Origin of the sequence: Schaalia cardiffensis F0333 (assembly GCF_005886435.1) — a bacterium.
Taxonomy (GTDB): Bacteria; Actinomycetota; Actinomycetes; order Actinomycetales; family Actinomycetaceae; genus Pauljensenia; species Pauljensenia cardiffensis.
Map to the genome: position 1 here is coordinate 1,147,720 of NZ_CP040505.1, position 15,170 is coordinate 1,162,889.

General features: G+C 61.3%; 15 protein-coding genes. 3 read left to right on the forward strand and 12 right to left on the reverse strand.

What is annotated here, in order from left to right; all coding sequences use genetic code 11:
• Positions 1–376: 376 nt before the first annotated feature.
• On the reverse strand, positions 377–868 hold the full coding sequence (locus FFA61_RS04680) for a SixA phosphatase family protein (RefSeq protein WP_005963932.1): 492 nt from the start codon (positions 866–868) through the stop codon (positions 377–379).
• Positions 869–907: 39 nt separating this feature from the next.
• On the opposite strand from FFA61_RS04680, the gene FFA61_RS04685 reads away from it, so the two are divergent.
• A complete protein-coding gene (locus FFA61_RS04685) occupies positions 908–1,132 on the forward strand; it encodes a hypothetical protein (protein WP_005963935.1) in 225 nt (74 codons plus the stop codon).
• Positions 1,133–1,307: 175 nt separating this feature from the next.
• On the opposite strand, the gene FFA61_RS04690 is transcribed toward FFA61_RS04685, so the two are convergent.
• The 7 genes from FFA61_RS04690 to glgA all read right to left on the reverse strand — a co-directional run bounded on the left by FFA61_RS04690 (position 1,308) and on the right by glgA (position 9,848).
• On the reverse strand, positions 1,308–1,979 hold the full coding sequence (locus FFA61_RS04690) for a histidine phosphatase family protein (RefSeq protein WP_040314133.1): 672 nt from the start codon (positions 1,977–1,979) through the stop codon (positions 1,308–1,310).
• A 106-nt stretch (positions 1,980–2,085) separates the two neighbouring features.
• Positions 2,086–5,028 (reverse strand): bifunctional [glutamine synthetase] adenylyltransferase/[glutamine synthetase]-adenylyl-L-tyrosine phosphorylase, encoded by a 2,943-nt coding sequence (locus tag FFA61_RS04695; protein WP_005963941.1) that lies wholly within the window; start codon positions 5,026–5,028, stop codon positions 2,086–2,088.
• 16 nt (positions 5,029–5,044) lie between these two features.
• On the reverse strand, positions 5,045–6,379 hold the full coding sequence (gene glnA, locus FFA61_RS04700) for a type I glutamate--ammonia ligase (protein ID WP_005963945.1): 1,335 nt from the start codon (positions 6,377–6,379) through the stop codon (positions 5,045–5,047).
• Positions 6,380–6,425: 46 nt separating this feature from the next.
• Positions 6,426–7,322 carry an SPFH domain-containing protein gene (locus FFA61_RS04705; RefSeq protein WP_005963948.1) on the reverse strand — a complete coding sequence of 299 codons (897 nt, stop codon included), beginning with the start codon at positions 7,320–7,322 and terminating at the stop codon, positions 6,426–6,428.
• Positions 7,323–7,351: 29 nt separating this feature from the next.
• Entirely contained in the window at positions 7,352–7,780 is a 429-nt protein-coding gene (locus FFA61_RS04710) for an NfeD family protein (protein ID WP_005963951.1), read from the reverse strand.
• Between the two features lie 11 nt (positions 7,781–7,791).
• On the reverse strand, positions 7,792–8,583 hold the full coding sequence (locus tag FFA61_RS04715; RefSeq protein ID WP_005963953.1) for an ABC transporter ATP-binding protein: 792 nt from the start codon (positions 8,581–8,583) through the stop codon (positions 7,792–7,794).
• Positions 8,584–8,624: 41 nt separating this feature from the next.
• Entirely contained in the window at positions 8,625–9,848 is a 1,224-nt protein-coding gene (gene glgA, locus FFA61_RS04720; RefSeq protein ID WP_005963956.1) for a glycogen synthase, read from the reverse strand.
• A gap of 119 nt (positions 9,849–9,967) precedes the next feature.
• On the opposite strand from glgA, the gene glgC reads away from it, so the two are divergent.
• Together glgC and serB are read left to right on the forward strand one after the other, a co-directional pair.
• Positions 9,968–11,206 carry a glucose-1-phosphate adenylyltransferase gene (glgC, locus tag FFA61_RS04725; protein ID WP_005963959.1) on the forward strand — a complete coding sequence of 413 codons (1,239 nt, stop codon included), beginning with the start codon at positions 9,968–9,970 and terminating at the stop codon, positions 11,204–11,206.
• 5 nt (positions 11,207–11,211) lie between these two features.
• On the forward strand, positions 11,212–11,901 hold the full coding sequence (gene serB, locus FFA61_RS04730; protein ID WP_051057883.1) for a phosphoserine phosphatase SerB: 690 nt from the start codon (positions 11,212–11,214) through the stop codon (positions 11,899–11,901).
• A gap of 160 nt (positions 11,902–12,061) precedes the next feature.
• Here serB and FFA61_RS04735 read toward each other — a convergent pair whose 3' ends face one another.
• From FFA61_RS04735 to FFA61_RS04750, 4 genes are all read right to left on the reverse strand, one after another.
• Complete coding sequence (locus tag FFA61_RS04735) at positions 12,062–12,649, reverse strand: NUDIX hydrolase (RefSeq protein WP_005963962.1); 588 nt, start codon at positions 12,647–12,649, stop codon at positions 12,062–12,064.
• Complete coding sequence (locus FFA61_RS04740; protein ID WP_165544470.1) at positions 12,646–13,755, reverse strand: PrsW family intramembrane metalloprotease; 1,110 nt, start codon at positions 13,753–13,755, stop codon at positions 12,646–12,648. Before FFA61_RS04740 ends, FFA61_RS04735 begins: the two co-directional genes overlap by 4 nt.
• Before the next feature lie 221 nt (positions 13,756–13,976).
• On the reverse strand, positions 13,977–14,606 hold the full coding sequence (gene pgsA / locus FFA61_RS04745) for a phosphatidylinositol phosphate synthase (protein ID WP_005963966.1): 630 nt from the start codon (positions 14,604–14,606) through the stop codon (positions 13,977–13,979).
• Entirely contained in the window at positions 14,606–15,169 is a 564-nt protein-coding gene (locus FFA61_RS04750; RefSeq protein ID WP_005963968.1) for an HIT family protein, read from the reverse strand. Before FFA61_RS04750 ends, pgsA begins: the two co-directional genes overlap by 1 nt.
• Between the last annotated feature and the right edge of the window lies 1 nt (position 15,170).

Genomic DNA, 15,170 nt, shown 5'->3' on the forward strand with positions numbered 1-15,170 from the left:
TGCTCCCTTTTGGGGTGGATTGAATACTTGCCCATAGTAGCCGGACCTTCCTCTCCTCCTCCTTCCAGCGCTTGAAAAGTGGAAGGTTTTCCTTGAAAGATCACAGGAAGTGCCTGAACGCTACGCGGCTGCTCGGCTGGGCTTCTTTTGACGCTCGTCGAGGAAGCCCGGGATTCTCTGTGTGCCAGTCGAAGGGACGTCCGGGCCTTCCTTAGGCGATGCTCGAAGGTCTTCACCCCTTGTGGACGCCACCTTGCCCCCTCAGCACAGTGCAGCTGTCCCCTCAGCACACCGCGCTTTATCCTTGAGGTCTTCGCACTTTTCCTTGCCCAGGCTTGGCGCTTGCCTCGAAACGCCGTCCCTTTTCACGAAGGGCTCACAGGCGCGTGGGGGCGCATAAGGTTTCAACACTCAGTTCTGCGCCAATCAGGGGACGGCTCGCATCGGGGATCTCAATGATGAGGGCCGTTGCGGTCCTCACTCCCCTGCGCAGCTCTTCCTTCGCCGAATCGTCTCCAAGGAAGTAGCCGGTTTCAGAAATCGTCGGCTCGTGTCCGACGATGAGCAGGGTCCGGGCGTTGGACTCCACTGCCATGTCAATGAGTTCAGGAGCGTCCGCTGTGTAGAGGGCGCATTCGATTTGGGTGTCAGCGACCGGCAGATACTCTCGGATCTTGTCAAGGGTACGCCTGGCCCTGAGCGCATCTGAGACGAGCGCGAGGTCCACTTTTTGGATCCGCGTCTCAAGGAGGGCTCCCAAATGTTGAGCCCGACGCCGCCCCATGCCCGTGAGATCGCGTTGCCTATCGGAGGCAGCATAATGTTCCGCGTCGGAGTGTCTGACGAGGACGAGGGTGTGCAAGCTCATGGCCGAACACTACAGTGCATCAGTGCAGGAGGTAAACGAATGGCATTGGCTCGTGGCCCCGAAGATGGAATCTGTGCGGCGAGGGAGTGTTCTCGGCCCGCGACTTTGCAGATCACCTGGACAAATCCGAAGATCCCCTGGTCGGATTCCAAGACCTGGCTGGCCTGTGAGAACCACCGGGAGGAATTGTCCGATTACATGCGGTATCGGGGCTTCCCTTTCACTGTGACTCCCCTGGGCGAGCAGACGAAGCCCACTTCGTGACAGAAAAGCGACGCTGGCCCGGGCTCTTGCCCGCGTTACCCTGGGCCCCTCCCCCGCGCTCGACCTAGACTCGCCCTTGCGTTTCGCTTCGGTTCTTGTGCCACTATTTTTCAGGCGACCTCTTCTTCGGTTTTCCGCCGTTTCTCAGCCTCTTCTTACTGAGCTGTTCCCCCGCTCAGTATTCCCAGTCTTCGACTCTTCGATCATTCCACGTCAGGGCTGTGAGTGCCCCGAGCAGCTGCCCCGCCTGCTTTACCTCCAAGTCTTCGGGCCATTGCAGGACAACGGTTCCGGTATTCCCCATGTAATGGGTCATGACGAGTTCGCCCTCGATATTGTCCGCGAGGGATGAGGCGAGGAGACGCAGCATCGCGCCATGAGCGACGATCACCCCAACTCCCCTCGGATCTTCTTCTTTGACAATGTGGGCCACTTCAAGGACGACGGGGAGAGCCCGGGCGAGGGCCTCCACACCGTTTTCTCCCCCGCCCATGCGGTAGTGCTTCAGGCCATACGCCCAGGCGCCGGTACCCTCGATGTAGACGGAATCGGAAAACGCGTTGGCGTTCATCTCGATATCACCCGAACGCAGCTCACGAATCCCCGGTCTGATGAGCGGCTGGAGACCGTATTTGCGTGCCAGAGGCGCAGCCGTCTGGCGTGTGCGCGTCAAAGGGGAAACAGCGATCGCTGTTGGCGGCTCAGCCACTTCCTCTTCCCAGCGCTGAGCCAAGGCCTCGGCTTGTGAAAGGCCCTCTTCGGTGAGTGGCAATCCTGGTCGGGCAGTGTCCAGGGCATGCGCCCGATTCGCCGCGGTCTGTCCGTGCCTGACGAGGACGATCTTCATTGCCCCTTCTCTCCTTATTCCCAAATCCATGAGCCTTGCGCCTGATGCGAAGCTCAGGCTCCCCTACGCGATGCCCACAAGTGCATAAGCAGCGCCAATACTCCCACTATTCCCAGAACAGACGATCCATGACCTTTCGGGCTCTTCTCGCACAGCGCATCCAATCCTCTTCCACGTCCCCCTCGTGCCCCGCCCGATAGCCCAGGGCACGGGCAAGAGACTTCAGATCGCGCAGATCACGGGGCAGTATGTCGAGTTTGACCCCCGACATGCGCCCGCTCGTTAAAACATTGCCCGCACGAATCCTCGATGCTAAAGACCACGCGTCCTCAAGGGTGGAGGCGTCCTCGAAGGAGATTCTTCCGCTCTCGCGCAAGGCTCTGAGCGCATCGAGGGTTGAAGTCGTCCTCATCACAGGGCATTCGGGTCCGTATCTGAGTTGGAGGAGCTGGACGACCCACTCGACATCGCTGAGCCCTCCCCGTCCGAGTTTGACATGACGCTCAGGCTCCGCGCCTCGTGGAAGACGCTCGGATTCCATTCGGGCCTTGAGGAGTCGAATCTCTTTGAGTTCTTCCTTCGTCACCGGGCTCCCGTATCGAATCGAGTCGATCAGTACCATCATCTCTTCGAGGAGGGGCTCTGGCCCCGCGATCGGGCGGGCCCGCAGGAGTGCTTGTCGTTCCCAGGTTGAGGCCCACTTGCCGTAGTAGTCGGCGTAGGAGTGGGGGGTGCGAGTCATGGGGCCCGAGCGCCCCTCGGGGCGAAGTCCAAAATCGACGCTGATGCTCATTTGTGTGGTGACCGATCCGAGCAGGGCTTTCACCCGGTTAACGATTGCGGTCGCCGATTCAGCCGCTTCCGCCTCACTCGCCTCCCCTGCGCTCCGGTGGCAGGCGATCACATCAGCATCTGAAGCGTAGGAGGACTCTCGGCCCCCGTATCGACCCATGGCGATGAGTCCCACTTCAGCGCGAACCCTGCCGTGGCGCTCCTCATCTTCACGAGAAGCAATGGCGAGGGCTCCCAGGAGCGCAGCATCCGTCGCATCTGAGATCGCGGGCCTTCTGGGGCTGATCGCGCTGTGCAGATCAGACATTGCTGCTCGAAGGAGTTCCCGCGAGCGGACCGCCCTCACTCGTGAGGCCGCATCTTCAGGATTCGCATGCCGATCAATGAGAGAGGCGGCCTCGCCTTTGAGAGCCTGAGGATCGGGCGCTTCAAGCTCCCGATCCGAATCGAGCCACGCGATCGCCTCGGGCCGATTGGAAAGAGCCTCGGCAACCCACTTGGAGTTCGGGAGCATCTGGCACAGCCTGGAGGCCGCGACACCGGAGTCGCGCAAAAGCGCAAGATACCAGTGCGAATCTCCGATCTGCTCGGACAAAGCTCTGAAACTTAAAAGACCAAGGTCGGGGTCCGCGCCATCGGCGAGCCAGGAGATGAAGACCGGCAGCAGATGGCGTTGAATCATGGCGCGCCTGCTCGTTCCCCTCGTCAGGGCTGAAATATGCGAGAAAGCCCCATTCGGGTCGATGTATCCGATCGCTTCGAGTCTGGCACGCGCCCCCTCCTCGTCGAGCGCGGCAACATCGGGGGACAATCCTGCGGTCGCCTGAATGATCGGCCGGTAGAAAACCTCCTCGTGAAGTTCACGAACCCGCGTTCGCACCCGCTCCAGTTGGGAGATGAACGCCTCGGTATCGAAGAAAGCGTCAAGGTCGAGGGAGCGTCCAATGACGCGGACTTCGTGTGTGGAAGCGGGAATGAGATGCGTGCGGTGCATCTTCGCGATCTGTGCGCGATGCTCAACGCTCCTGAGGAATCGGTAGCATTCTTCGAGTTCATCAGCATCTTTGCGGGCGATGTAGCCTCCCGCACGCAGCGCCTCAAGGGCGTCAATGGTTGAGCGGACCCGAAGTGACTCATCACTCCTGCCGTGAACGAGCTGGAGAAGTTGGACAGTGAACTCGACGTCACGAAGTCCTCCCCGGCCAAGTTTCAGATCCCGATCAACCTCGCGCCTGGGAATGTTCTCCTCGACACGTCGGCGCATCGCCCGGGCATTCTCAACGAATCCGGGGCGCCCCGCCGCAGTCCACACGTATTGAGCGGCCACAGCGTGGAATTTATTCCCGAGTTCCAGGTCCCCTGCGGCGCAGCGAGCCTTGAGGAGGGCCTGGAACTCCCAGGACTGCGCCCACTTGTTCCAATAGCTCTCATAGGATTCGAGGGTGCGCACGAGGGCACCGTTGCGCCCCTCGGGGCGCAGATTCGCGTCAATGGTCCACAGAGGCTGTTCTGCTCCAGAACCTGAACAGGCCTGGGCGGCCATGGCGGCGAGCCGCGTGCCGATTTCAACGGCTTCGCGCTCCTCGACACCGTCTTTTGCTCCGACGACATAGAGGACATCAACATCGGACATGTAGTTCAGTTCCTGCGCCCCGCATTTGCCCATCGCGATGATGGCGAAGTCGACGCGCAACTCAGGGTCGATATCTCGCCTCGCGAGGGCGAGAGCCGCTTCGAGTGCCGCATCAGCCAGCTCTGCGAGCCTCGATCCGACTTCCGGCATATATGCACTCGGATTGCCTCGGGCAAGGTCATCTGCGACGAGGTCAAGGAGGACTTCGCGATATGCGCGCCGAAGATCATCCCCATTCCTCGTGGGGCCAGCAATGGGTGAGAGGGAAGCAGGATCAGCGTCGACGGCTCTCAAGAGGGCCTGGCGGGCTTGGCCTGGTTCAACCCATAGTCTTTCGGCCCGCGAGGGTTCGGCGATCAGATAATCGCCCCACCAAGCTGAGCCGCCCAAGAGAGCGAGGAGGCGGGCGAGGCGGTCACCCCCCTCGGTGATCACCCGTTCCAAAAGATCGGGGGCTGCCTCGTGAAGGCGCAGCGCCTGGAGGACCGCCAAGTCCGGATCTGCGACTTTCCTCAGGAGCGGCACCCAGATCTCAGGGGTCCCGGGCAATCCTTCGAGCCGTGTGGCAGCTCTCGCGGGGTCGAGGAAACCCTCGCCGCGCAGATCCTTGGCGCACAGCTCCATCAGTCGACCTTGTCCATCAGTAAACCTTGAGGAACTGCCGAATCTCCTGAGGAGTCACCTGGCGGCGGTACTCATGCCATTCCTTCTCCTTATTGCGCACGACGTAGGCGAAGACCTCCTCGCCGAGCGCCTCTGCGACAAGATCCGACTCGCGCATCCCCCGAACCGCAGAGGACAAGGAGGAGGGCAGTGCGCGAATACCGAGGACCTGGCGTTCACGATCCGTGAGGTCCCATACATTGCCTTCCGCTTCGGGCATGAGTTCACGCTTCTTCTCGATCCCATCGAGGCCCGCCATGATCAAGACGGCGAGCGCAAGATAAGGGTTCGCCGCAGGATCGAGCGCACGATATTCGATCCTGGCGGCGCGGCGCTTATCCGGCTTGTACAGGGGAACTCTGACGAGCGCGGAACTGTTGTTGTGCCCCCAGCACACATAGGCAGGCGCCTCTGCCCCGCCCCACAGGCGCTTGTAGGAGTTCACGTGCTGGTTGGTCACGGCCGTCAGCTCATAAGCGTGCTCAAGCAGACCGGCGATGAAACGCTTCCCGGTCAAGGAGAGCTGGTATTCACCGGAAGGCTCGTAGAATGCATTCTCATCGCCCTCGAAAAGGGAGATGTGCGTGTGCATTCCCGAACCCGGGTGGTCGATAAAAGGCTTGGGCATGAAGGTGGCGACGAGGGATTCGCGCAGCGCCACTTCTTCAATGACGGTGCGGGCCGTCATGATGTTATCGGCGGCCGTCACCGCGTCCACTGCACGCAAGTCGATCTCGTTTTGACCTGGGCCGCCCTCGTGGTGGGAGAACTCGACCGCGATGCCCATGTCTTCGAGCATTCTGACGGCCTGTCGGCGAAAATCGTTGGAATCTCCGCGTGCGACATGGTCGAAGTAGCCGGCGTTGTCGACCGGGATCATGTGGTCAATGGAGACAGGCTGACGCAAAAGGTAGAACTCGATCTCCGGGTGCACCATGACGGTGAAGCCGAGGGCGCGGGCCCGCTCCACGGCGCGTTGGAGGACGGCACGAGGATCTGAATGTGCTTTCTGCCCGTCCGGGGTGTGCACATCGCAAAACATCCTCGCGACCGACTCCTTCGCGTTCCTCCACGGCAGGAGTTGGAAAGTCTGGGCGTCGGGGACGAGAAGCATGTCGGACTCGTGGACGCGCGTGAGGCCCTCGATCGAAGAACCGTCGAAACCAATGCCTTCGGTGAAAGCATCCTCAAGTTCGCCCGGGTCGATCGCGAGGGACTTCAACACGCCTGCAACATCCGTGAACCACAGGCGGATGAAGCGGATGTCGCGTGCGGCGACCTCGCGCAAGACGCGCTCCTGGTGCTGGTCCATTCCCGCTCCCCTTTCAGGAGATTCTCTTCAGGCCCAAGCCTTCCGATCAGTTCTGATCCTCGCCCGAGCCTTTGAAGCCCTTCGTGATCGCATCGAGGGCGGCGGTCAGTTCCGTCGGCACGACCCAGACCTTGGAGGCATCGCCCTTGGCGATCTCCGGCAGTGTCCGCAGGTACTGGTAGCTCAAAAGATCCGGGGTCGGTTTGCCCTCGTGGATGGAGGTGAAGACCGTGTTAATGGCCTCAGCCTCGCCCTTCGCGCGCGTGATGGCGGCCTGGGCCTGGCCCTCGGCGCGCAGGATCGCGGACTGTTTCTCACCTTCTGCCTGAAGGATCTGAGATTCGCGCACGCCCTGCGCGGTGAGGATCGCGGCGCGCTTATCGCGCTCGGCGCGAAGCTGCTGTTCCATGGCGTGCTGGATCGAGGGCGGCGGGTCGATCGCCTTAAGCTCAACGCGGTTGACGCGAATACCCCAACGGCCGGTCGCCTCATCGAGGACGCCGCGCAGCTGTGTGTTGATCGAATCACGGCCCGTAAGCGTCGCTTCCAGATCGAGGGAACCGATGACGTTACGCAAAGTCGTGACGGTGAGCTGTTCGATGGCCTGGATGAAGTTTGCGATCTCGTAGGTCGCATACATTGGGTCGGTGACCTGGTAGTAGATGACCGAGTCAATGGAGACGACAACGTTATCCGCTGTGATGACGGGCTGGGGCTGGAAGCTCGTCACCTGCTCGCGAAGGTCCACTCTCGCGGCGATGCGGTCGATGAAGGGGACGAGGACGTGCAGGCCGCCGTACATGACGCTGTGGAACTTTCCGAGGCGTTCAACGACGAGGGCTCTGGGCTGGGGGACGATCTGGATTGCCCGTACAAGAGCGACGACGACTAAGACAATGAGGAGCAGCCCGATGATGCTCCCCGCGGACAAGAAGAAACTCATAAGAATCCTTTCACTGCGGTCAGGGGTGTTCAGAGGAAAAGTGGCTCGATGACCGCGGTCGCGCCGTCAATCCTTACAACTCGTGCTTTCGCTCCCACACCGAGGGGCTCGGAGCAGGTGGCGGACCAGACTTCACCTTGAAGGCGGACCCTGCCACCATTGGCGTCCACGGCCTCGAGGACCCTGACTTCCTCGCCAACTAAGCCTGCCGCGTTCGTCTTCACGTTCGGAGTCGATTTGTCGAGGCGAGTCTTGATCCAGGGGCGAAGCGTGAAGAGGAGCAGGGAGGACATGACAACGAAAACACCGGTTGACATGAGAGGCTCGGCGCCCGCCCAGGTTGCGGCTGACGCTCCGAGCGCACCAATGGCGAGCATGAGGAAAGTCAGATCGACGGTCGCCAGCTCAACCAATCCGAGGAGCAGGGCTCCGATCAACCACCACACAGCGAGAGACATGATCACTTCCTTCAGCTTCGCTTCAGGCCACGCGCCCACCAGCGGCCCGCGTCACAACCGGCGCTCAGTGGCAGCTCGTAGGCATGGGAAAGATTGACGCCCGTGAGCGTCTCGTCAATGGGTCCCTGGGCGATAATACGTCCCTTCGCCATGATCGCGGCGTGGGTGATCCCCGCGGGAATGTCTTCCATCTGGTGGGTGACGAGCACGACCTGGGGCGCGCGCGTACCGCTCATGATCTCCTCAAGAGCAGACAGGAGTAGTTCTCGGGCCCCGAGGTCGAGGCCTGCGCCGGGCTCGTCGAGGATGAGGACCTCGGGGTCCGACATCAACGAACGCGCAAGGAGAACCCGTTGAGCCTCCCCCTCCGACAGGGTGCGGAACTCGCGCTGGGCCAGATGGGAGATCCCGAAGACCTCGAGCAGATCCTGGCAGCGCGCCTCGTCCTCGGCCTCGTATTCCTCCCCCCGGTGGACGCTGATCCCCCAGGCGGCGGTGCGCACAAGGTCGAGGACCCTCTGGCCGCCACGGATCGAAGGCGCGGAGGACTTCGAGACGAGCGCCACCCGGGTCGCCAATTCTGCAGGGTCAATCCCCTTGAGATCCTGAGAATCCAGGGTGGCGTTTCCTCTGTTCAAGGAGAGCCTGCCGGAGGCCGCGCGCACGAGCGAGGTTTTGCCCGCGCCGTTCGGGCCGAGCACGACCCAGTGCTGCCCCGTTTCGGTCTTCCAGCAGACACGATCCAGGAGGGTCGTAGCGCTCTTCACGAGTTCGGCGTTGACGAGTTCGAGCACAGAATCCATGCCCTTAGCCTACCCGCGCTACCTCACCCCGTCCCGAGGAGTCAGACCAGTTCAGAGTACAAGGCGGCGGTCTTTGCGCCGATCGCATCCCAGGAGAAGGAATCGCGGGCCCTCGCGAGTCCGGCCTCCCCCATGCGCTTGGCGAGAGCCTCATCATCAAGGACGGCAATGAGACGTTCAGCCATGTCATGTTCGAAGCGCTCGGGGTCGAGAGGCGTGCCCGTCCCATCGGTCATTTGCTCGATCGGGACGAGATAGCCGGTCTGTCCGTCAACGATGACATCGGGGATGCCGCCTGTGGCAGTGCCGACGACGGGCAGGCCGAGGGCCATTGCTTCGAGGTTGACGATGCCGAGGGGCTCGTACACGGAGGGGGTGATGAACACATTCGCACTATCGAGGATCGCCGCCACCTCGGGCTGGGGCAGCATCTCGGAGATGAGAACAACCCCGGAGCGAGTCTCCTTGAGCTCATTGACGAGCCCGTCAACTTCAGCGGCGATCTCCGGCGTGTCGGGCGCTCCCGCACACAAAACGATCTGGACGTCCTCGGGGAGCAGGCGGGCCGCCCGTAGGAAATGGGGCAGGCCCTTTTGACGGGTGATGCGCCCAACGAAGACGACGGTGCGCCGACTCGGGTCAATGCCGTGTTCAGCCAGGATGCGCGCCTTGAGTTCACGTCCTTCTTCCCCTTCGGGGGCCTTCCATTTCGCCAGGTCAATGCCGTTGTGGATGACTCGGACCTTCGCGGGGTCGACCTTCGGGTAGCAGCGCAAAATGTCATCGCGCATGCCATTGGAGACGGCGACAATCGCGGCTGCGGCCTCGTAAGCGGTCTTCTCCACGTACGAGGAAACGCGGTAACCGCCGCCGAGCTGTTCGGCTTTCCAGGGGCGCAGGGGTTCGAGGGAGTGTGCGGAGATGACGTGGGGGACGCCGTGTAGCAGCGAGGCGAGGTGTCCGGCGAAGTTCGCGTACCAGGTGTGCGAGTGGACGAGGTCCGTGCCCTCGCAGGCTGCAGCAATCGAAAGGTCCACGCCCAGAGTCTTCAAGGCAGCATTTGCGCCTTCGAGTTCTGCAAGGGGCGCATGTCCAGTCACCCCCGGGTCTGCGCCTTCGGTCCCCGGCTCGCGAGGGCCGTCGAAAGCCTGGACGCGAAGGTCCTCAATACGAGGACGAAGCACCTTCGCTAGTTCGAGGACGTGAACGCCAGCTCCTCCGTAGACGAAGGGCGGATACTCGCGAGTGAGCAGATCAACGCGCATGATTAGGGTCCTTTCAAGGCGGCGGCCATCACGTCGAGCATAGCGCGTCGTGACGGCGCTCACGGGTTGCTCGGGTCGAACACCTGCGAGATTCGCCTGTGCGCCCGTAATCTTGGACCATGGCCAAATACAACGTCCTCGCTATCGTTCTCGCTGGCGGCGAAGGCAAGCGCCTGATGCCCCTCACCGATGATCGTGCCAAGCCCGCAGTCCCCTTCGGCGGCCACTACCGGCTCATCGATTTCGCTTTGTCGAATATTGTGAACTCCGGGTATCTCAAGATCGTCGTCCTCACCCAGTACAAGTCCCATTCTCTGGATCGCCACGTCACGAAGACCTGGTACACCTCCCCGCTCTTGGGCGATTTCATCGCGCCAGTGCCCGCCCAGCAGCGCCGCGGGCCGCACTGGTACCTCGGCAGCGCCGATGCGATCTACCAGTCCTTGAACATCGTGGATGACGAGAAGCCCGATTACATCGTCATCATCGGTGCGGACAATATCTACCGCATGGATTTTTCCCAAATGGTGGACGCCCACATCGCCTCCGGACTGCCCGCAACGGTCGCGGGAATCCGTCAGCCGATCGAACTGGCCCCCGCCCTGGGTGTCATCGACTCCAAAGATGGGGTCATCAAGGAGTTCCTCGAAAAGCCCCAGAACCCCCAGGGCCTGCCAGACGATCCGACGAAGGTCCTTGCCTCCATGGGCAACTACGTTTTCACGACGAAGGATCTTGTCGAGGCCCTGCGCGCCGACGGGCACAATCCCGATTCGAAGCACGACATGGGCGGCAACATCATCCCCTGGTTCGTCGAACGAGGAGAATGCGGCGTCTACGACTTCAAAGACAATGACGTTCCAGGCTCGACCGATCGCGACCGCAACTACTGGCGAGATGTCGGTACCCTCGACGCTTACTACGACGCGAACATGGACCTCATCTCCGTCCACCCGGTATTCAACCTGTACAACCGCACGTGGCCGACGATGACGATGATCGACGGCGCCCTGCCGCCCGCGAAGTTCGTCTACGGTGAGGAGCATTCGCGGATGGGTCATGCGGTCGACTCCTTCGTCTCGCCCGGGGTCATCATCTCCGGCGGCGAGGTCTACCATTCGATCGTTTCGCCGAACTGCTACGTCCACTCCTGGGCGCAGGTCACGGACTCCGTCGTCATGCACGGATGCCGGATCGGCCGCCACTCGGTCGTCTCGAAGGCGATTCTCGACAAGAACGTCGTCTTGGAGGAGGGTGCGACCGTCGGTCTCGACCTCGAGCATGATCGTCAGCGCGGATTCACCGTCACCGATTCGGGCATCACGATCGTCCCGAAGGGCATGGTCATCACCCGTTGAATCACCTGAACACTGAGGTCCTCCCGAACGCCGAATCGTTCGGGAGGACCTCTTCGTCCCCTCATCCCCTCCTCATCGTCACGGATGTTGATTCGACCCTCATCGCGGAAGAAGTCATTGAAGAACTCGCCGAACGCGCCGGCACCCGCGAACTCGTCGCCGAGGTGACCGCCCGGGCGATGAACGGGGAGATCGACTTCGCGCAGTCCCTTCGCCAGCGCGTCGCAACCTTGAAGGGTGTGCCCGAGTCAGTCTTCGGCGAGGTTCTCGCTCAGGTCCACCCGACTCCGGGTGCCCAAGCGCTCATCGATGCTCTTCATTCGAAGGGCGGTTTCTTCGGTGTCGTCTCCGGGGGCTTCGAGGAGGTTGTCGCTCCCCTGTGTGAACGTTTGGGAATCGACCATTTCCTCGCGAATCGCCTCGAAGTCGAAGGCGGGCGCCTGACCGGTCGGGTGCTGGGTGATATCGTCACCGCCGAGTCGAAGTTCCAGGCCCTGAGCCGATGGGCTGAGGATCATGGGATCGACCTGTCCCGAAGCGTCGCGATTGGCGATGGTGCGAACGATGTGCCAATGATGAAGACTGCGGGCTTGGGGATCGCTTTTTGCGCGAAGCCCTCAGTCCAAGAGGCGATGGAGTATTCCCTGAATATTCGTCGCCTCGATGTCCTCATTGGGCCACTCGGATTGTCCTGAAACGCTGCCGGTCCCGTTTCGGTTTCGAGGTCCCCTGAGCCCCTGCTGGGCCCAGGCGAGTATTCGCCCGGAGGTATTCGCCCGCTGAGGCTTAGGCGCACCCGCCTGCGCGACAGCGATCCAGATAGAGGATGGAGTTTCGACTCTTGCGCTTGACGGCTTAGGATTCCGTGGTTTCGTCCCTGTCCTGCGCGGATTCTTCTCGGTTTGAACGGCTAGGAGCGCCCACCTCAATGATCCGCTTCACCACCCCATCCCAGCCTGCGAGCCACTCCCTCGCGAACTCGGTGAGGCGCCTGGGGTAGATCTCGCATTCCTCAGCGTCGATCTCATCAAGCCCCCACCAGCGCTGCTCATCAATGACGTCACGTTCCAGTTCCGTCCACCCGTCATTGACGAGGACGAGGCTCTTTCGGGTCCGAGCGATGAAGAACCACTCGTCCTGGCGGGCAGTCACCGCAAGGAAGTCGAATTCGGCACTCCGATAGGCGACAGGGCCGAGGAGCTCATTCTCCTCCAGCCTGATGCCAGTCTCTTCGAAGAGTTCACGAACCGCAGCCTCACGGGTGCTCTCCCCCGCCATGATTCCACCGCCGATCGTGAACCACCAGCTCCGCTCAGGCTCGTCCCGGTCGTGGCCTCGGGCGAGGAGCAGACGATCCTCCTCATCGAAAAGGACCACCCTGGCGGCCTCGCGATGAGGATATCCCTCGGAATCCACAGGCCATTCGTCACCCAGAGCGCTCATCGCAGTCCGTGGTGGAAATGCGGGGCGGAAAGGATCTGCTGGCGATGGGCCGTCATGGAACGCAAAACCTCCTGATCACGCAGAACACGCAAAGGATGCGGACCGACCCTCATCTGAAGATCCTGATCGAGACCAAGGAGAGAGAGCTCGACCAGGAAGGCATTCATAATGCGTTTGCGTTCTTTACCAATCCAGCGCTTCGCGAAACGTCTGGCGTTCGAAGAGGACGCCAACTCCGCTTCAGCGGGAAGGACCCAGCCGGCCACAACATAAGGGGCAAGACCTCTGCGAATCCGCAAGGCATCACGAGAGGAAATGACGAGGAGGGCGGACATCCACGCGACGAAGAGCGGAACTTCAATGAGCAAATAACCCGCCAGCCAGGTCTCATTGCCGATCGTGCCGAGCAGATTCCACAGGGAGTGGACGAGGATAGCGCCAAGCCAGCCAAGAACCGGAACCATGATGCGTGCGCCTGGGTTCTTCGCTCGCACGACCGCCCACGCAAGTGCAAAGCCGCTCAGGGAAGTCGCCATCGGATGAATGAAAGGACTGAAGACCCCGCGCATGATGACAGTGAGTGTGAGCATCGCAGCCGACTCTTGCGAAGCCTCGATAAAGTACTGCATATTCTCAATGAATGCGAAGCCCGCTCCAATGACCCCCGCGTAGACGATGCCATCAACGATGGAGTTGATTTCATTGCGACGCCAATACACCACGAGGAGCACGCCCAGCCCCTTCATGGTCTCCTCAACGACGGGTGCCACTGTGACCGCAGTGAAGGCCATCGCACCGTATTCATCCTGGAGTCGAAGGCTCGCGCCGACATAGGCGAGGGAATTGGCAAAGGAGGCGCCAATGATCGCGACTCCCGCTCCCCACATGAAGGTGGCGAAAAGGGTCTGCGGGGGTTCTCTCTCCCATCGGTCGAGGTAGATGAAAAGGGTAAGGACCGCGACGAGGGGACCGATTGCGAGGAATGCGACGAGCCCGACGGTGAGCACATTGGACAAGAGGACATAACCGATCACGGAGAGTTCCACACAGAACAAACCGATAATGCCCAAGACGAGTTCGAAAACCGGAATGGCAGGTGAAGGCACACGAGGAAGCGCCCATGCGGGGGCCGGAGCCGTGGGCGCCTGCCTGGTGTAAGCAAAGCCGGGGTGGACAGCTAAGTCCGGGCGCTGAAAGGGCACGCCTGGTCCGCTGGGCACAGCGGAGTGCGGGAAAGCGTGATCCCCTCCGCCTCCGTTTAGGCCGTTTGGGATCGGTCCTTGGTCTTTCATTCGTCCTCCTCGGGGCGAGAGGTCATACCCCCACGTCACGCCTGAGTCTCCTCCTTCACGGTCTTCGCGGTGAAGACGATCCTTTGGATGACTGTGATGAAAGAAGCGAAGGCAACCCATCCAAGACCGATGACGAGCCACCACGCACCCCATCCAAAGTCGGTGAATACGGCGCTAAGGATTGCGATAAGGAGGCGATCGGTCCTTTCTGCGATCCCCAGTTTCGCTTCGACCCCAATGGACTCGGCGCGCGCCCTCGCGTAGGGAACCGTCCCCGCGCCGATAATCGCTGCAAGCCCGAATCCGATCGCAAGAGTGCGTGGGAGTCCTTCGGGAAAAGAGAAAACCGCCCAGGCCGTGAGCGAAGCGAAAACAGCACCATCTGCGATGCGGTCAAGAGTCGAGTCCAGGAAGGCTCCGAATCGTGTTCCGCCGTTCGTCATCCTGGCCAAAGTGCCGTCCACAGAATCTGCGAAAAGCACGAGGGCGAGGGCGAGGGCCCCCTGCCAGACGTACCCGAAAGGCAAAGTGGATACGGCGATCCCCACTGAAAGCAGTGTTCCCGTGACCGTCACCTGATTTGGAGTGATCCCCGCTTTGGCGAGGAGACGCGCAAGCGGTGTGAAGACCCTTCGGGTAATGGAGCGCCCGTGGTTGCCGAGCATCACTTCTCCTTCGGCCAGGCCGCAGCCAGGCGCGAGCGTGCATCCTCGAGGAGCTCAGGAACGGCTTTCGTCCTCGCAATGATCGGAAGGAAATTCGCGTCCCCAAGCCAGCGGGGCACGATGTGCTGGTGAAGGTGAGCGGCGATACCAGCGCCAGCGACCTCGCCCTGATTCATGCCGATATTGAAACCTTGAGGCTGAGCCGTTTCCTTCTCGACGAGCATCGCCTGCGCGGTGAGCTCACCGAACTCGATGCGCTCTTCCTCGTTCAAGTCCGTGTAGTAGGAGACGTGACGGTAGGGGCAGACAAGAAGGTGGCCCGAGTTGTAGGGGAAGAGGTTCATGATGACGAAGCAGCTTTGACCCCGATAGACGATGAGTCCCTCCTCGTCCGATTTTGCGGGTGCAGCGCAAAAGGGGCATTCAACGTCACTCGAATCGCTGGGTTTGCCCTCCCCATGGATGTACGCCATCCGATAGGGCGTCCAGAAGCGATTAAATCCGTCAGGCACGCCCGCAAGAGTGCGGGCGTCCTCAGTCGGGAGGGGCTCTTCGAGGGACATC